The following is a 17,076-nucleotide window of genomic DNA, read 5'->3' on the forward strand; positions in this document are numbered from 1 at the left end:
CTGGACTTATCGGCGTTCCCGAAGTCGCTGCCCTTAGTTGTTGTACATGTCCGAGTACGCGTACTGATCCGGGCGCGCATCCTGCGACTTCCCCTCGGATGCGCCCTTCGAATCCCGGTCCCCATGTCCCGGCCACCAGGCTCGGTGCCCGATCAGCGCGGTCACCGCCGGGGTGAAGAACATCGCCATGACGAATGCGGCGATCGCGATGCCGACCGAGATCGCAAAGCCCATTTGCGACAGGACATTGTTGCCCGCCAACATCATCGAGGCGAAGGTGCCCGCCAGGATTACACCGGCTGCGGCGACGGTCGGACCGGTGTGCCGAACCGCGAGGGCCGCAGCCTGTTTCGGCTCGTTTCCGGCTCGCGCCTCCTCACGCAAGCGAGCGACCATCAGAATGTTGTAGTCGGTGCCGAGTGCCACCACGAACAGGTACATGATCACCGGCAGGGTGAAGATCAGTCCTGAATTGCCCTGGAAGTGCTGGAAAACCAGTACCGCGGCACCGAGCGTCGCGGCGAAGCCGAGGAAGACCGAGGCCATCAGGTACCACGGCGCCACCAGACTGCGCAGCAGCAGCGCCAGCACGATCATGATGAGAATCGCCGCCACCGGGAACACGATCTTGTAGTCGTGCACCATCGCGTCCTGGAAGTCGACGTACACCGACGAGATGCCACCCACCACAGCGGTAGTGCCCGCGGGTGCTGCCGAATGCGCGGCGTCGCGCAGCGGATCACGCACCGTATCGAGCGCGGCATCCGATTCGGGCGCACCATTGAGGGTCACCTGGAAGTCGGCGGCCATTCGGTCACTCGATACCGTCGGCGCCCCGACCTGACTCACACCCGGCACCGCGGCGAGTACAGCGCGGTAGGTGGTGAGCTGGTCATTGTCGAGCGGTGCGCCGGTGTCGGAATGCAACAGCACTTCGGACGGCTGGGTCGACCCGGCGGGCATCCCCTCGAGCAATTCCTTGTTGTAGACCGTCGATTCGGAGGAATCCGAGGTCGAGCCCGAGCTCAGATCGAATGTGGGATGGAATCCGAAGGCCAACACGCCCAGAGCCACCAGCAGCCCACCGGACACCGCCGCGAACGCACCGGGCCGCCGACCCATGGCCGCGCCGATCGCACCGAAGCGCGCGCCCTTCGGCTCCTGCTGCCATGCCTTCGACGGCCAGAACACCTTGGTCCCCAACAGCGAAACCACGGCGGGGACCAGCGTCAGACCGGCCAGCAGCGCCACCGCGACGGCGATCGCCAGCGCGGGACCGAGCGCACGGAACATACCGAGCGTGGACAGGGTCAGCGCCATGAATGCGATGATCACCGCACCCGCCGCCGAGGTGATCGCCTCGCCGACCTTGGTGACCGCACTGACCATCGCGGTCTTCGGATCCTCGCCGGCCCGCAGTCGCTCCCGGTACCGGAACATCAGGAACAGGATGTAGTCGGTGCCGACACCGAAAAGCACCACCAGCAGAATGGAATTCACCGAACTGTCGACCTTCAGATCGAAGGCCTTGCTGACCATCGCGATCAGGCCACCGACGGTGCCGGAGACCGCGCCGATCACGACAATCGGCAGCAGCGCGATCACCGGACTGCGGAAGATGATCAGCAGCAACACCAGAATCAGCACGACTGTCGCGATGCCGATAATGGCCATACCCTTTTCACCGGACTCGGTCTGGTCCAGCATCTGGGCCGCCTGACCGGTGACACCCGCCTTCAGATCCGAACCCTGCACCTGATCGCGCAATGCGTCCCGCAGTTTCTTGACCGCATCGCTCTGCGTCGTATCGCCCGCATTGGTCACCTTCGTCATCTGCACGGCGGCGATCTGCACCAACCGGTTCTCCGAGGCCGGAACGGCCTGGATGCCGATGACGTCCTTTATTCTCTGGTCGTCGAGCTTCGACGCGATCCCCATCACGCTCGCCGAATCGGCCTCGGACAGCGGTGCGCCGTCCGCGCGGACGAAGACGAGCAGCGCTGCGGGCGCCTGCTGTTGCGGAAATGCCTTCTGCTGCAATTGCATTGCCTGAATCGACTCGTAATGCGATGGCAGGAATTCGGATTGGTCGGTGGTCGATTTCAGTTGCGGCGCCGTGGCCACCACCGCGATCACGATGAACAGCCAGAGACCGATCACCTTCCACGGGTTGTGCACAACGATCGTGCCCAGTCGAGCGAACATGTGGGAGAAGTCCTTTCGAGATCCGAACGAGCGGACCGGTGTCAGATGTCGAGTTCGTCGATCTTCGGACTCGTCGCGGTGCCGACGAGTTCGCGGTAGATGCGTGCCGGAATCCGCCCGGCGAGTTCCTCGACCGAGTCGACGATGTCCACCGTGTAGTCGCCCCAGGTCTGGTCGTCGACGTCGAAGATCTCGCGCCAGTTCTTCAGATCCTTGGTCCAGTTCGTCAGCGCGAAGTCCATCCAGTCGGCCCGCTGCCGATGCACTACGTATTTGCCCTTGCGGCTCAGATAGACCCGGATCACCTCGATTCCCGATTTGGTGAATTCCCTTGTCTCACCGAGCTTTCGCCCGACGAAGCGCTGTCTGCGCAGGCCGCCGGGACCGACTTTGAGCAGCACATCGCGCATATCCGATGCGTTCTTCTCGATATTGATCGTGGCCACGTCCGAAGCAGTGTCGGTCGGTCCGCTCGAATCCGGTGTCATGATTCCCCATCTCATAAATAGATATGCAAAAAAGCATGGGTTCGACGCCAGCGGACCCGATTCGGTCCGCTGCGGTGAGTTTGATCTGTTGTTTTCCGGTCGCCTCGAGCCCGCTCCTCGGCGTCCGTCGGGAATCACTATAAGTAGATGTATACGTATAACGCAAGACCTGCGTCGAGCGAGTTCAGCGCGCCCCGGCCGGCAGTTCCTCCCGGTCGACCCGACGCACGACCTTGACCAGCAGCAACAGCCCGATTCCTGGCCCGAGCCCGAGCAATGCGGCCGCCGCGAAACCCGCCGGGAATCCGCCCGCGTCGATCGCGACGCCGCAGAGGGAACTGCCGATGCCGTTGCCGAGCGTCATCGCGGCGCCGTGCCAGCCGATCGCCTCGCCGCGACCGCCCTCCGGAACAATTCGACTCAACTGATCCACGGATGCGACAAGCGTTGGCGCACAAAGTGCTCCGGCGATGAGCCCGGTCACCCCGAGCGGTAGCGGACCGACGGCGAAGCACATCGGAATGGTGACGGCGCCGAGCCCGGCGAGCAGCACATACGTCGAAATGGATCGGTGCAGCGCGCCGTAGACGAGCCCGCCGACCAGCGAACCGAAACCCCAGACCGCCATGACCACGCCGAGCCACCGCTGCGCGCCGAACTCGCGAATCGCGGATACGAATGTCAATTCCGAACCCGCGAGCACCGCGATCGCCACACACGCGCCGATGCACAGCGCCACGAACTCGACCCGGAACCATTCGCGCCGCGGTACCGTCGTGTCCCCTGCCTTGTCATCCGAGCGCAGTGGCGGATTACGCACCCAGACAAAGACTCCCGCCAACACCAGCGCCATCTGCGTCCCGAAGAGGGCGGGCGTCGTCGACCAAGCCGTCGCGGCGGCGACGCCGAGCACCGGCCCGACCATGAACGCCATCTCCACCGACACCGACTCCAGTGCCAGCGCCGATTGGCGGCTCTGCTCGGTGGTCGTGGCGATCACAGCCTGCCGAACCACCGTGAAAATCGGAATATCGAAAAACCCGGCGACCGCCGCCAGCACCAGCAGCGCCCCGTACCCGACGAACGGCGCGATCGACCAGCACACCGCCCCGACCACGATCGACGGCAGAATCGTGCGCCGCAGCCCGAAGCGATCCAACATCCGCCCACGCCACGGCCCACTCGCCGCAACGCACAGCGTGACAACCGAACTCAGCGCACCGGCCTGCCCATACGACCCGTGCAACGTCTGCACCACATGCAGTGCGAGCAACACCGACCCGGCGAAGAACGGAATGCGAACCATCACCCCCAGCAGCAGCACATTGCGCACTGCCGAGTCAGCCAGCACCTCCCTGTAGGCCCGCACCTGACCGAGCGTCCCACGCCCGCCCACCCGCACGCCACCGATTAATCCCATGATTCGATCCGACGGCGCGCAACCACGAACCTGCTCCAGCCCGGATCACATCGGCGCAGGCTCACCATGTTCGAGGTAGACGGTACGGCTCATGGAATGCGCGATATGGGCTTGGCGCAGTCGGCGGGCGAGCCGCGGGATCAGGTAGTCATCGAGCTTCGACAACGCAACCCACGCCCAGCGGTCGAGTTCGCTCTCCTGGAGGCTGATGGCTCGCTCATCGGATCCGATATCGCCACAATCGAAAACATAGAGAATCTTGTCGCCTTCCCCCTCGCTCGGCGCCCAATCGTGAACCAGCAAATGCCTTGGCGCACGGTCGATTCCGAGCTCTTCGCGAATCTCGCGACGGCAGGCCGCACCTGGCGACTCCCCGGGCTCGACATACCCGCCGGGGATATCCCAACCGCTGCCATAAGTCTTGTGCACCAACAGCACCTCGTCGCCGCGCACGAAAAGCGCTCCCGCCGCCAGACGTGCGCGCGCAAACCGATTGTCCGCATTGGTCATTGGTTACCTCACGACGTGCATTCGTTGGGCCAAGGCTTGCAAGGCGAACGAAGGACTGCCGTGCGCGTTGCGCATCCAGGTGAGTACGAGTTGTCGGCTGAGGTAATGATGGCGAACCTGCTCCGGGGCCGCCTGCTCGGCGCCGAGCAGAGCCGATACCGAATCCTGCTGGCGACCAGCCAGATTGAACGCGCGAGCAAGCTCGAGTTGGTGCCGAATCCGGCGCTCCACCGGGAGGGCGGAGGTATCCAGCCCAGGTCCCAACCGAAGCGCGATCTGCACATCACCGAGTTCCATCGCGGTGTTGACTCGATGGATTGCGACATTGGTGGGCCCGAACGCGGTCCACAGGCAGTTCCGATCACCACCGAGTTTGCGCGCGGCCACATCCGCCTCGGACAGGAACTCCTGCACGGTGTCTCGGCGATTGCTCCGCGCGGCTGCCATCGAGCCGACGAGCAGCAGCGTTCCGTACACCGACAACATGTCGTCCCGACCCTCGTGCAGGTACGGCTGCAAGTAGGCCGCTCCGGCTTCGACCAGATCGACAGCGGGTTGCACACGGCCCGTAGACATCACCGTGAAGGCGACCGATCGCATCAGGGAACCGACAATCGCGAGATCATCGGTTCGCTGAGCCGCCGCGAGACCTCGTTCCGCGGCGTTCCAAGCCAAATCGGTTTCGCCGAGCTTGGTCAGCACCGAGGCCGCCACCTGATAGCACAGTGCCAACAGCCGGTACCCGGATTCGTCTTCCGCTCGCTGGGCGACCGCCAGCGCCGCAGACAACAGGCCGGGCAATCGGCCCGCCACAAATCCGAACCTGGCCCCCTGATAGGCATCGAAAACAGCACGCAGCTCCCGTTCGAGCGCGGGGAGTTGAAACGACTCCGGATCACGAGCGGGCGGCACCGGCGCTGGCATCAAATGGCTGTAGTCCATCAACGCGGCCCGGAGTGCGGGGATGGTCGAACTCCCGCTCTCGGTGGTCCATTCCAACAGACTCGGATCACCGATCAGGTCTCCCAGCGAAACATCCAATGCGTCTGCGAGTAGGCGGATCACCGACAAGCGGTCCAGCGGAATCCGATTGTTCTCGACCTTGCTCATCCAATCGTCTGTCCGCCCGACAAGACCGGCTAGCACGTCTTGGGACATACCGCGACGCCGTCGGTACCAAGACACCCGCTCACCGATGGTGAGGTTCTGGGTCATTCCGCGCACAACACAATCTTCCGACTCGGCTGGGCAACTATCCCGGAAAGATATTCCGGGCATACATCTGATCCGGCCTCAGGCTACTTGCAAACCAAACGACATCAGTGCTGAACGGGACAAAGGCCACCGTGGACACCGAGGAACTCGAGAGCGTCGTCGATTGGGCGGACTACTACCGCCAACAGTTTCATCTTCCCGCCGAGGAACGCGGCGGTTACGTCATGCTGCCGGTGACGAACCATCTGGGCATTATCCACATGCCCAAGCTATTGGCCGAAAAAGTCCGAAATTCCTTGGTACAGCAGGGAACTCCCGGCCCAGTGCTGGCGCGGCAGATCCGCTGGACCTTCGTCGCGGCCGTGGACTACTCCCCGGGTAATCAAGTCCTGGAACTGCTGGCACGCAAAAACATTTGTGTGCCCATCGTCGGCAGTGCGCTGATGATACCGACAGGCCTCGGGCGGTGGACCCGCGAAGGGGCGCACTGGATCAATCCGCCGGGTCGCGATCAATTGCTGCCAATACTGTCGAACGTCATCAGCACAACGCTGGCATCGTTATTCGATCGAAACGATAGACCGGCTTCGCCGCAGACCGGGTGAATAATCCGAACCGCTGAGCAAATATGAAAAAGGCCCGCTTCCCAAATGGGAAGCGGGCCTTTGCTTTACCGCCGGAAAAGGGGTTACTTGGCCTTCTCCAGGACCTCGACCAACCGCCAGTGCTTGGTGGCGGACAGCGGGCGGGTCTCCATCAGCTGGACGCGGTCGCCGACACCGGCGATCTCGTTCTCGTCATGCGCCTTCACCTTGGTGGTGGAGCGAATGATCTTGCCGTAGAGCTTGTGCCGCGTGCGGTCTTCCAGCTCGACGACGATGGTCTTGTTCATCTTGTCCGAGACCACGTAGCCGATGCGAACCTTGCGGGTGCCGCGCTTGACCTCGGGGGTCACGTTCTCTTCACTCATGCCGCATCTCCCTTGCCAGCGGGTGCCGAGGCCAGGCCGAGCTCGCGCTCACGCATGACCGTGTAGATGCGCGCGATCTCGTGACGCACGACGCGCAGGCGACGGTTGTTGTCCAACTGACCCGTCGCCATCTGGAAGCGCAGATTGAACAGCTCTTCCTTCGACTCGCGCAGGCGGGCGACGAGCTCCTCTTCGTTGAGCTCGCGGAGCTCTGCGGCCGGTGTACCGGTAGCCATCAGAACTGCTCCTCCCTGGTCACGATCCTGCACTTCATGGGGAGCTTGTGCATCGCGCGGCGCAGGGCCTCACGAGCTGTCTCCTCGTTGGGGTAACTCATTTCGAACATCACGCGCCCCGGCTTGACGTTCGCGATCCACCACTCCGGCGAGCCCTTGCCGGAACCCATGCGGGTTTCGGCCGGCTTCTTGGTGAGCGGGCGATCCGGGTAGATGTTGATCCAGATCTTGCCGCCACGCTTGATGTGGCGGGTCATCGCGATACGAGCCGACTCGATCTGCCGGTTGGTGACGTAGGCGGGCTCGAGAGCCTGGATGCCGTATTCACCGAACGCGACCGAGGTGCCGCCCTTTGCCATTCCGGAACGACCCGGGTGATGCTGCTTCCGGTGCTTGACCTTCCGTGGCATCAACATGCGTCAGCCCTCCTGTGTTTCTGCCGGGGCGTCGGCTACCGCGGTGGCAGCGCCTGCACGCCCGGCCTCAGTGCTGGTCGCGGTGGTGCCTGCGGAACCGGACCGACGCGGGCGGCTGGGCCGCTCCCGACGCTCGCGGCGGTCAGCACCCGAAGGCGCGGCAGCAGCCGTGACCTCGCGCTTGCCACCGACGATGTCGCCCTTGTAGATCCAGACCTTCACGCCGATGCGACCGAAGGTGGTCTTGGCCTCGTAGAGGCCGTAGTCGATGTCCGCGCGCAGCGTGTGCAGCGGGACGCGACCCTCGCGGTAGAACTCCGAGCGCGACATTTCGGCGCCACCGAGGCGGCCCGAGCACTGCACCCGGATGCCCTTGACGTTCGGCGAACGCATGGCCGACTGGATGGCCTTGCGCATCGCGCGACGGAACGCCACACGGTTGGACAGCTGCTCGGCGACACCCTGGGCAACGAGCTGCGCATCCGACTCGGGGTTCTTGACCTCGAGGATGTTCAGCTGCACCTGCTTCTTGGTGAGCTTCTCCAGCTCGGCGCGAATGCGATCGGCCTCGGCGCCGCGGCGACCGATGACGATGCCGGGACGCGCGGTGTGGATGTCGACGCGAACCCGGTCACGGGTGCGCTCGATCTCCACCTTGGAGATGCCTGCCCGCTCCATGCCGGTGGCGAGGAGCTTGCGGATGGCGACGTCTTCCTTCACGTAGTCCGCGTACTGCTTGTCCGCGTACCAACGCGACTTCCAGTCGGTGGTGATACCGAGGCGGAAGCCATGGGGATTGATCTTCTGTCCCATTTACTTTGCCCCTCCCTTCCGGCGGCTGCGAGCAGCACCGGCAGTGGGCACGCTCTCGACCTCGATGGTGATGTGGCTGGTGCGCTTGCGGATCCGGAACGCGCGGCCCTGGGCCCGCGGCTGGAAACGCTTCATGGTCGCGCCCTCGTCGACGTAGGCGGTCGAGATGACCAGCGTGGCCGGGTTCAGGCCGAGGTTGTTCTCGGCGTTGGCCGCGGCGCTGGCGACAACCTTGGCGACCGGCTCGCTCGCGGCCTGGGGTGCGAACTTGAGGATTGCGAGTGCATCCTCGACCCGCTTGCCGCGGACCAGGTCCACGACACGGCGAGCCTTCATCGGGGTGACGCGAACGTGCTTCGCCGTCGCCCGGGCAGTCGGGTTCTGAGTCTCAGTGGTCATCGCCGCTTGCTCTTCCGGTCTTCCTTGACGTGGCTCTTGAACGTCCTGGTGGGCGCGAACTCACCCAGCTTGTGGCCGACCATGGACTCCGAGACGAACACCGGCACATGCTTGCGGCCGTCGTGGACGGCGAAGGTGTGACCGATGAAATCGGGGATGATGGTCGAACGACGGGACCAGGTCTTGATGACCTGCTTGCTGCCCTTTTCGTTCTGAACGTCCACCTTCGCGAGGAGGTGGTCGTCGACGAACGGGCCCTTCTTGAGGCTGCGTGGCATTTCTTACCTCCTCCTTCAGCGCTTCTTGCCGGTCTTGCGACGGCGGACGATGAGCTTGTCGCTCGGACGGTTGGGCTTGCGGGTGCGGCCTTCCGGCTGACCCCACGGCGAGACCGGGTGGCGACCACCGGAGGTCTTGCCTTCACCACCACCATGCGGGTGGTCGACCGGGTTCATGACGACACCACGGACCGTGGGGCGGCGACCCTTCCAGCGCATACGGCCGGCCTTACCCCAGTTGATGTTCGACTGTTCGGCGTTGCCGACCTCGCCGACGGTGGCGCGGCAGCGCACGTCGACGCGACGGATCTCACCGGAGGGCATACGCAGGGTGGCGTAGGGGCCTTCCTTACCGAGCAGCTGGATGCTCATGCCTGCGGCACGAGCCATCTTGGCGCCACCGCCCGGACGCAGCTCCACGTTGTGGATCGTGGTACCGGTCGGGATGTTGCGCAGCGGCAGGTTGTTACCCGGCTTGATGTCGGCGGTGGGGCCGGACTCGATCGGGGTGCCCTGCACCACGCCCTTGGGGGCGATGATGTAGCGCTTCTCGCCGTCCCGGTAGTGCAGCAGCGCGATGTTGGCGGTGCGGTTCGGGTCGTACTCGATGTGCGCGACCTTGGCCGGGATGCCGTCCTTGTCCAGACGACGGAAGTCGATCAGACGGTAGGCACGCTTGTGGCCGCCACCGCGGTGGCGAGTCGTGATGCGACCGTGCGCATTACGACCACCCTTGCTGTGCAGCGGGCGGATCAGCGACTTCTCGGGGGTCGACCGAGTGATCTCAGCGAAGTCCGAGACGCTGGAGCCACGACGGCCCGGCGTAGTCGGCTTGTACTTACGAATTGCCATGAGTTCTTCTCTGCTTTCTGGATTCCCAGGCGCTTACGCGACCGGGCCTCCGAAGATCTCGATGGGCTTGCTGTCGGCCGAGATGGTCACGAGCGCGCGCTTGGTGTCCTTGCGCTTGCCGTAACCGAAGCGGGTCCGCTTGCGCTTGCCCTGACGGTTGGCGGTGTTGACGCTGGTCACCTTCACACCGAAGACCTTCTCGACGGCGATCTTGATCTGCGTCTTGTTGGAATCCGGGTGCACGATGAAGGTGTAGGTGCCTTCCTCGATCAGTCCGTAGGACTTCTCCGAGATGACCGGCGCCAGCAGAATGTCGCGGGGGTCGGCGATCGTGGTCACTTGCTCTCCTCCTGTGCGGATTCGGCGGGGCCGTGCACGAAGGCGTTCAAGGCCTCGACGCTGAACACCACTTCGTCGCTTTCCAGGACGTCGTAGGTGTTGAGCTGATCCGGCGCGATCGGGTGCACGAACTCCAGGTTCTGCACGCTCTTCCAGCCCGCGATGTCCTCACGTCCGAGGACGAGCAGGAACTTCTTCCGGTCCGACAGCTCGGACAGGAACGACTTCGCGGACTTGGTCGACGGGGTCTGACCCGAGACCAGTTCGGTGATCACGTGGATGCGCTCGTTGCGCGCACGATCCGAGAGGGCGCCACGCAGCGCGGCGCGGATCATCTTCTTGGGGGTGCGCTGGCTGTAGTCACGCGGCTGCGGACCGTGCACGGTGCCACCACCGGTGAACTGCGGCGCGCGGGTCGAACCCTGACGGGCGCGACCGGTGCCCTTCTGGCGGTACGGCTTCTTGCCACCACCGGAGACCTCGCCGCGCGTCTTCGTCGCGTGCGTGCCCTGGCGTGCGGCAGCGAGCTGCGCGATCACGACCTGGTGCATCAGCGAGATGTTCGCGGTGGCATCGAAGATCTCCGCGGGGAGCTCGACGGTGCCGTTGGTCTTGCCGCCGAGTTCCTTGACCGGGAGGGTCAGGTTGGTCTTCTTCTCGACGCTGGTCATGCGTGCGCACCACCCTTCACTGCGCTCTTGACGGTCACGACGCTGCCCTTGCGACCCGGGATCGCGCCCTTGATCAGCAGCAGTCCGTTCTCGGCGTCGACCTTGTGCACCGACAGGTTCTGCGTGGTGACACGGTCGTTACCCATGCGGCCCGACATGCGCATGCCCTTGAACACGCGGCCGGGGGTGGCGCAACCACCGATGGAACCCGGGCGACGGTGCACTGCCTGCGCACCGTGCGAAGCGCCCTGACCGGCGAAGCCGTGGCGCTTCATGGTGCCTGCGAAGCCCTTGCCCTTGCTGGTGCCGGTGACGTCGACGTAGGCGCCCTCTTCGAACACTTCCGCGGTCAGCTCCTGGCCGACCTCGAAGGTGGAGGCGTCCGCGACACGGATCTCGGCGACGTGGCGGCGCGGGGTGACACCGGCCTTGGCGAACTGACCGGAAACCGGCTTGTTCACCTTGCGCGGGTCGATGGCGCCGAAAGCGACCTGGACGGCGCTGTAGCCGTCGCGCTCCACGGTGCGGATCTGGGTAACGACGTTCGGTCCGGCCTTGATGACGGTCACGGGGACGACACGGTTCTTGTCGTCGAACACCTGGGTCATACCGAGCTTGGTGCCCAGGATGCCGGCCGCCGGCCTGTTCTTGTTGTCAGTCATATCTCGAGTCCCCGTCACTGAATGTTGACGTCGACGCTGGCCGGCAGGTCGATGCGCATAAGGGCATCAACCGTCTTCGGCGTCGGGTCGAGGATGTCGATCAGCCGCTTGTGCGTCCGCATCTCGAAGTGCTCGCGCGAGTCCTTGTACTTGTGCGGCGAACGGATGACGCAGTACACGTTCTTTTCGGTCGGCAACGGCACCGGCCCGACCACACGGGCCCCGGTGCGGGTCACCGTCTCCACGATCTTGCGCGCGGACGCGTCGATCGCTTCATGGTCATAGGCCTTGAGCCTGATGCGGATCTTCTGTCCCGCCACGCTAAGTGTCCTTTTCTCCGCTTATCGTTCGTGGTCCGGAAGCCGGCTTCCGTACCACCTTCAATTGCACAGCCCGAACACACGAAGACGTCCCAGCTCGATCGGGTCAGGCCCGGAGGCGGCAGCCTGCGTATCCACGCAGGGCCCCCGCTCGGGCAAGATCCAACACCGTGAGACCGCGACCGGGCACCGCCCGATCCTCGCCGCTGTTCATCTGTCATGGTTCTCCGGTCCACGCGGTCGGGCGTGTCGCCCATCCGCTCATTCCTCGGCCCCGGTTCGAAACTTCACCTGGCCTGGAACGTTTGTCCCGGACGTACCCACGCTGGATGTCCAGCGAGGTACACGATTGGGTGTTGCTCGCCTCGCCACCCGCCACAACCGTCGAACGGCATGACCCGGTGCAAGGCAACCCGAACAGTATGCCCGACCGCGTTGGCGACTTCAAATCCGCCCCCTACCAACACTTCGCCAGCAGGTCAGGGCGCGAATCCCGGGCGCGCCCGACCACTACCGCCGACGAACTTACTTCTGAGTAAGATAGAGCCATGACGAAACCGACCACGACTCATCGGATCTGGAACAAGCTGCCGGACAACCGGCTGGGGCACACCCTGTTCTCACTCGGCATGGTGGCCCGGGTGCCCTACTTCGGGACGGTGCTGCCGAGCGTCGTGCGGCTGGAGCCCGGACTGTGCGAGGTGACCTCGCCGAAGTGGTTCGGCATCCACAACCACCTGGGCACCTTCCACGCGATCGCGGCCTGCAACCTGGCCGAGGTGGCCATGGGCATGCTGAGCGAGGCCACGGTGCCCGACACGCACCGCTGGATTCCCAAGGCCATGAATGTGCAGTACCTCGCCAAGGCCGAGACCGGTCTGCGCGCGGTTGCGAAGCTGGCCGAGGTGCCCGACTTCACCCGGATCATCGAGGGGCAGGAGCTGACCGTTCCGGTGTCCATCTACGACAAGCACGGCCTCGAGGTCGTGCACGCCGACATCACCACTTGGATCACCCCCAAGTAGGTGACCGGCGGGACGCAGTGTTGCGGGCGAACGGACGGAGCGGTTTGAATGCGAAGCATGGGTGACAGTGCGGTCCGGGAATTCGACCTCTGCGTGGTCGGGCTCGGACCGACCGGCCGAGCGCTGGCGCATCGGGCCACGCGGGCCGGGTTCCGTGTCGCCGCCGTCGATCCGCGTCCGGAGCGGCTCTGGCCGCCGACGTTCTCCTGTTGGATCGATGAGCTGCCGGAGTGGTTGCCGTCGAGCGCCATTGCCGCTCGCATTGCGAAGCCGACGGTCTGGACGAAGGCCGAGCATCGGATCGATCGCCCCTATTGCGTGCTGTCGAAAACCGGACTACGCGATGCACTGCCGCTCGACGACGCCACCGTTGTCGCCGGGCGGGCAACTCGTGTCGAGGCCAACGAGGTGGAACTCGCGGACGGCACGATCCTCAGGGCCGCAACGGTTTTCGATACCCGTGGGCTGCCGACGCTCGGACAGCGCCGCGCGGCCAGCGCACACGGCATCTTCGTCGACGCCGAGACGGCCGCACCCATGGTGACCGAGGGCGAGGGTCTGCTGCTCGATTGGCGTCCGGAGAACGGCGCGGGACCGGATGCGCCGCCATCGTTCCTCTATGCCGTCCCGCTCGGTGACGGCTCGGTGATCTTCGAGGAGACCAGCCTCGGTCTGCGCGGCGGCATGCCGCAGCACGAGTTGCGCAGACGCACCCTGAACCGCCTTGCCGCACACGGCATTCGGCTCACCGGCGCCGAACCGACCGAGGCCGCGCACTACCCCCTGGACCAGCCACCGCCGAAAAAGGGGACCGCCCAAGCGATTCCGTTCGGCTCCCGCGGCGGCATGATGCATCCCTGCACCGGCTACAGCGTCGCCGATTCGCTGGCCCTGGTCGACACCGCGGTCGCCGCCCTCCGGCGAGGCCGCGACCCCATTGCCGAACTCTGGCCGTGGCAGGCCCGGCTGGTGTACTGGATGCGCATGCGCGGCCTCTGGGGCATGGGCCGCCTGACCACCGAACAGTCCACCGCCATGTTCGACGCGTTCTTCAACGCCTCGCCGCGCGGCCAGCGCGCCCTGCTCTCCGCCCACGACGACTACACCGTCCTCGGCGCCGTCCTCTTCAACACGGTCGCCCACACCTGGCCGTTCCGCTGGCGCTACGACCTGGTCGGCTGGACGAATCGAAACCGCTGGGTCGGTTTTGATTTTGCCGCAGCCGAACGCGAAGAGGGCCGGATCGGCTGACGAAGGTCAGGCGCCGGTTTCGGCGGCGCGCTGGTAGCCGCGGATCGCGGGGTAGGCGAACAGGACGATGAGTCCGAGAACCCAAGCGACGGTCTTCAACAGGGGTTCGGCGACGGCACCGCCGTAGGACAGTCCCTTCATCGCATCGATGGCGCAGCTCATCGGCTGATTCGCGACCACGTCCTGCAACCAGACCGGATAGGCGATCACCGGCACGAACCCGGAATTGAAGAACATCAGCAGGGTATTGACGATGCCGATAATGCTCACCAGCATCACGCCCTCGGTGATGGTCGCGAGCGCCGTGACCAGCACCGCGAAGCCGACACCGAACAGCACCGGAATGCCGACCAACGCGATGGCCGCCAGCGGACCCTGCCCGAAGCGGAAGCCGAGGGTGAAGCCGACCGCGATCACGAACAGCGTGGTGACCAGCACGCGGACCGCCTCGGCCAACAGCCTGCCGGTCAGTCCGGCCGCCCGGTGCACCGGCATGGTCCAGAACCGACCGAGCAGTCCGGTGAACTTCTCACCCTTGAAGCCGAGTGCGCTGACCACCGCACCGGACATCGCCGCGACCAACGTGATCAGCGCGACCTGGCCGTAGATGCTCGGCTTACCGGTGGCCGCGGTGATCGAATTGCCGAGCACGACGCGGAACATGAAAAGCGTCAGCGCGGGATAGATCAGCGTCTGGATGGTGGTCGCGGGATCGCGCGCCCACACCAGCAGCAGCCGCTTGCACTGGATCAGGCTGTGCGTGATCCAGGTCGACAGCGCGCGCTCGGATGGCGTGGCCACCCGCGGCAGCGGGTCGAATCCGTCCACCTCGGTGCGCTCCAAGGTCTCGACAGAACTCATGACCGCCTCACACTCGCCCAGATCGCCAACGGAGTAAAGACGATCGCCATACCACCCAGCCAGGTCAGCGGCACCCACAGCACATCCCAGCTCACCCCGTCATGAGCCATATCGCGCAGCGCGAAGGAGAACTGCGAGATCGGCTGATTGCGCACGAACGGCCGGATCCACATCGGAAAACTGCGTTCCGGGACGAATCCGCAGGACAGCATGCCGAAGATCAAGGTGGGCAGCGTCAACGCCTGACTCAGCGATTCCGGACTCTTGGTCAGGCTGCCGAGCGCATCCGCGCCGAGTGCGAGCACGGTACCGACCGCGATCGAGAACACGCAGAACAGCACGGCCTGACCGGGTCCGGCGACGAACCGGAAGCCGATCATGTAGCCGAAGATGATCGCCGCGGTCAGCGCGGTCAGCGAACGCACCAGGCCCGCGCCGATCCGTGCGCTCAACGGCACCAGCATGCCGATCGGCATCGTCTGCAGTCGCGTGCTCAGACCGGTCAGCGCCTCGTATGCGGATAGCTGCGCATTCGACATCATCGTGAACGCCATGGTCTGCAGCACGATGATCGGCATGACGAACTGGGCGTAATCGATGCCCTGGAACTTCATGACATATCGCAGCGGCAAATAGAAGCCGAGCGTGAACACCAGCGGCGTGATCATCGCGACGATCAGTTCGCCCTTGACGGCCATGGTCCGCACAATGCGTCCGGACAACGCCCGCCACTGCGCGAAGTAGGAGAGCCTGGCCACGGGCAGCTCGGCGAAGAGCAGTGCCGAATCGGCCCGCTCGACGGTTGTGGAACTCACTAGTGGCCGCCCGAATGGCCGGTGATCGAGAGGAAGACATCGTCGAGCGAGGGCCTGCGCAGCGCGATATCGGCCAATTGGATCCCGGCGGCGTCGAGCCTGCGCAATGCCTCGGACAGGGTTCCCGCGCCGTCGGGTGCGGGAATCGAGATCCGGTCACCGCCATCGACGTCGGCGAGTACGGCGGCGGGCACCAGATCACCGAGTGCGTTGGCGGCCTTGCCGAGCTGACCCGGATCCAGCGGCACCACCTCGCAGTAGCTGCCGCCGGTCTTCTCCTTGAGTTCGTCGGCGGTGCCCTCGGCGATCACCGTGCCCTTATCGATGACGATGATGTTGTCGCTGAGCACATCGGCTTCCTCGAGGTACTGCGTGGTGAGCAGCACCGTGATGCCCTGATTCTTCAGCGCGGTCACCAGATCCCACACGCCCTGCCGGCTGCGCGGATCCAGACCGGTGGTCGGCTCGTCGAGGAACACCACCTCGGGGCGGACCACCAGTCCGCAGGCGATATCGACCCGACGACGCATACCGCCGGAATAGTGGCGCACCGCGCGACGGCCCGCGTGCACCAGGTCGAATTCTTCGAGCAGGGTGTCGGCGCGCTTGCGGGCGGCCGATTTGCCCAGGCCCATCAGCCGGCCGAACAATTCCAGGTTCTCGCGGCCGGAGAGGTTCTCGTCGAGCGCGGCGTACTGGCCGGTCATCATGATCGAGCGGCGCACACCCGCCGGATCCTTCTGCACATCGTGGCCCGCGACCACGGCGGTGCCGGAGTCCGGGCGCAGCAGGGTCGACAGCACTTTGACCATGGTGGTCTTGCCCGCGCCGTTGGGCCCGAGGATGCCGAGCACGCTCGCCCGCTCGGCGGTGAAGCTGATGCCCTGCAGCGCGTGCACATCGCCGAATGACTTCCGGACATCCGCAACCGCGACCGCGACGTCACCACCACCATCGATGGGTGGTGGCTCGCTGGTATGCGAATCCGCTTGGTTCAAGCTCGGCATCAACTCTCCACTGTGTCTGATCGGCGGCGTTCGCGGGGCCTGGGCGGCGATCGCGGGTCGCCAAGAGCATGGGCATGAATTCGTCCCGGTTGGTGATCCCTGCCGCCAAGCGTGATGTTACCGGCAGAGGCATCCCCGCATGGCCGACCGCGTCATACCCAGCGACCCGCGACCTAACTGTGTCCTTACTCACATTTCTGCCGGCCGATCCACTCGACCCGAGAACGTCGCTGGTGGCGGCCCTCGAGGGGCAGCGTAGGGGCGGTAGCGGCACCTTGTCCGGCCGTCGCGCCGACCATAGTCTTCTAGACGGGGAAAACGCA

Annotated in this window: 22 protein-coding genes; 3 read left to right on the forward strand and 19 right to left on the reverse strand. The window is 64.9% G+C overall.

Going from position 1 to position 17,076, the window contains the following annotated elements:
• Positions 1 to 33: 33 nt before the first annotated feature.
• The 5 genes from ACZ60G_RS16510 to ACZ60G_RS16530 form a co-directional block, all read right to left on the reverse strand.
• A complete protein-coding gene (locus tag ACZ60G_RS16510; protein WP_465810962.1) occupies positions 34 to 2,205 on the reverse strand; it encodes an MMPL family transporter in 2,172 nt (723 codons plus the stop codon).
• 41 nt (positions 2,206 to 2,246) lie between these two features.
• Positions 2,247 to 2,693, reverse strand: a complete 447-nt coding sequence (locus tag ACZ60G_RS16515) for an EXLDI protein (RefSeq protein WP_465810963.1) — start codon at positions 2,691 to 2,693, stop codon at positions 2,247 to 2,249.
• A 184-nt stretch (positions 2,694 to 2,877) separates the two neighbouring features.
• Positions 2,878 to 4,113, reverse strand: a complete 1,236-nt coding sequence (locus ACZ60G_RS16520; RefSeq protein WP_465810964.1) for an MFS transporter — start codon at positions 4,111 to 4,113, stop codon at positions 2,878 to 2,880.
• A 45-nt stretch (positions 4,114 to 4,158) separates the two neighbouring features.
• Complete coding sequence (locus ACZ60G_RS16525; RefSeq protein ID WP_465810965.1) at positions 4,159 to 4,623, reverse strand: NUDIX domain-containing protein; 465 nt, start codon at positions 4,621 to 4,623, stop codon at positions 4,159 to 4,161.
• Positions 4,624 to 4,626: 3 nt separating this feature from the next.
• Complete coding sequence (locus ACZ60G_RS16530; protein ID WP_465810966.1) at positions 4,627 to 5,838, reverse strand: helix-turn-helix domain-containing protein; 1,212 nt, start codon at positions 5,836 to 5,838, stop codon at positions 4,627 to 4,629.
• A gap of 131 nt (positions 5,839 to 5,969) precedes the next feature.
• On the opposite strand from ACZ60G_RS16530, the gene ACZ60G_RS16535 reads away from it, so the two are divergent.
• Entirely contained in the window at positions 5,970 to 6,443 is a 474-nt protein-coding gene (locus ACZ60G_RS16535; protein ID WP_465810967.1) for a hypothetical protein, read from the forward strand.
• Positions 6,444 to 6,526: 83 nt separating this feature from the next.
• On the opposite strand, the gene rpsQ is transcribed toward ACZ60G_RS16535, so the two are convergent.
• Genes rpsQ through rpsJ form a run of 11 tightly spaced genes read right to left on the reverse strand, consistent with a single transcriptional unit; the run spans position 6,527 to position 11,794 of the window.
• Entirely contained in the window at positions 6,527 to 6,808 is a 282-nt protein-coding gene (gene rpsQ / locus ACZ60G_RS16540; RefSeq protein WP_063047820.1) for a 30S ribosomal protein S17, read from the reverse strand.
• Positions 6,805 to 7,044: a 50S ribosomal protein L29 gene (gene rpmC / locus ACZ60G_RS16545; RefSeq protein ID WP_040686552.1), complete on the reverse strand. Its 240-nt coding sequence runs from the start codon at positions 7,042 to 7,044 to the stop codon at positions 6,805 to 6,807. The genes rpsQ and rpmC overlap by 4 nt, the downstream gene beginning before the upstream one ends.
• The gene (gene rplP, locus ACZ60G_RS16550) at positions 7,044 to 7,460 is read right to left on the reverse strand and encodes a 50S ribosomal protein L16 (RefSeq protein ID WP_067519522.1); all 417 of its coding nucleotides are present in this window, start codon (positions 7,458 to 7,460) and stop codon (positions 7,044 to 7,046) included. Before rplP ends, rpmC begins: the two co-directional genes overlap by 1 nt.
• Before the next feature lie 3 nt (positions 7,461 to 7,463).
• Positions 7,464 to 8,273 (reverse strand): 30S ribosomal protein S3, encoded by an 810-nt coding sequence (rpsC, locus tag ACZ60G_RS16555; RefSeq protein ID WP_465810968.1) that lies wholly within the window; start codon positions 8,271 to 8,273, stop codon positions 7,464 to 7,466.
• On the reverse strand, positions 8,274 to 8,672 hold the full coding sequence (gene rplV, locus ACZ60G_RS16560) for a 50S ribosomal protein L22 (RefSeq protein WP_062983231.1): 399 nt from the start codon (positions 8,670 to 8,672) through the stop codon (positions 8,274 to 8,276). It lies immediately after the preceding gene.
• Positions 8,669 to 8,950 (reverse strand): 30S ribosomal protein S19, encoded by a 282-nt coding sequence (gene rpsS / locus ACZ60G_RS16565; protein ID WP_040686549.1) that lies wholly within the window; start codon positions 8,948 to 8,950, stop codon positions 8,669 to 8,671. Before rpsS ends, rplV begins: the two co-directional genes overlap by 4 nt.
• A gap of 15 nt (positions 8,951 to 8,965) precedes the next feature.
• Positions 8,966 to 9,802 (reverse strand): 50S ribosomal protein L2, encoded by an 837-nt coding sequence (gene rplB / locus ACZ60G_RS16570; protein ID WP_063046550.1) that lies wholly within the window; start codon positions 9,800 to 9,802, stop codon positions 8,966 to 8,968.
• 33 nt (positions 9,803 to 9,835) lie between these two features.
• Entirely contained in the window at positions 9,836 to 10,141 is a 306-nt protein-coding gene (rplW, locus tag ACZ60G_RS16575) for a 50S ribosomal protein L23 (protein ID WP_040686547.1), read from the reverse strand.
• Entirely contained in the window at positions 10,138 to 10,812 is a 675-nt protein-coding gene (rplD, locus tag ACZ60G_RS16580; RefSeq protein WP_465810969.1) for a 50S ribosomal protein L4, read from the reverse strand. The genes rplW and rplD overlap by 4 nt, the downstream gene beginning before the upstream one ends.
• Positions 10,809 to 11,474 (reverse strand): 50S ribosomal protein L3, encoded by a 666-nt coding sequence (gene rplC, locus ACZ60G_RS16585; protein ID WP_465810970.1) that lies wholly within the window; start codon positions 11,472 to 11,474, stop codon positions 10,809 to 10,811. The genes rplD and rplC overlap by 4 nt, the downstream gene beginning before the upstream one ends.
• Before the next feature lie 14 nt (positions 11,475 to 11,488).
• The gene (rpsJ, locus tag ACZ60G_RS16590) at positions 11,489 to 11,794 is read right to left on the reverse strand and encodes a 30S ribosomal protein S10 (RefSeq protein WP_003938093.1); all 306 of its coding nucleotides are present in this window, start codon (positions 11,792 to 11,794) and stop codon (positions 11,489 to 11,491) included.
• Positions 11,795 to 12,342: 548 nt separating this feature from the next.
• On the opposite strand from rpsJ, the gene ACZ60G_RS16595 reads away from it, so the two are divergent.
• Together ACZ60G_RS16595 and ACZ60G_RS16600 are read left to right on the forward strand one after the other, a co-directional pair.
• Positions 12,343 to 12,819, forward strand: coding sequence for a hotdog fold domain-containing protein (locus tag ACZ60G_RS16595; protein ID WP_465810971.1), 477 nt, complete (start codon positions 12,343 to 12,345; stop codon positions 12,817 to 12,819).
• Between the two features lie 57 nt (positions 12,820 to 12,876).
• Positions 12,877 to 14,070, forward strand: a complete 1,194-nt coding sequence (locus ACZ60G_RS16600) for a lycopene cyclase family protein (RefSeq protein ID WP_465810972.1) — start codon at positions 12,877 to 12,879, stop codon at positions 14,068 to 14,070.
• A 6-nt stretch (positions 14,071 to 14,076) separates the two neighbouring features.
• On the opposite strand, the gene ACZ60G_RS16605 is transcribed toward ACZ60G_RS16600, so the two are convergent.
• From ACZ60G_RS16605 to ACZ60G_RS16615, 3 genes are read right to left on the reverse strand one after another with little or no spacing between them, the layout of a single operon-like run.
• Positions 14,077 to 14,931 (reverse strand): ABC transporter permease, encoded by an 855-nt coding sequence (locus ACZ60G_RS16605; protein ID WP_465810973.1) that lies wholly within the window; start codon positions 14,929 to 14,931, stop codon positions 14,077 to 14,079.
• Complete coding sequence (locus tag ACZ60G_RS16610) at positions 14,928 to 15,710, reverse strand: ABC transporter permease (RefSeq protein ID WP_465811148.1); 783 nt, start codon at positions 15,708 to 15,710, stop codon at positions 14,928 to 14,930. Before ACZ60G_RS16610 ends, ACZ60G_RS16605 begins: the two co-directional genes overlap by 4 nt.
• 35 nt (positions 15,711 to 15,745) lie before the next feature.
• The gene (locus ACZ60G_RS16615; protein WP_465810974.1) at positions 15,746 to 16,753 is read right to left on the reverse strand and encodes an ATP-binding cassette domain-containing protein; all 1,008 of its coding nucleotides are present in this window, start codon (positions 16,751 to 16,753) and stop codon (positions 15,746 to 15,748) included.
• Positions 16,754 to 17,076: the final 323 nt, after the last annotated feature.

This window comes from Nocardia sp. NPDC102475 (genome assembly GCF_055584605.1).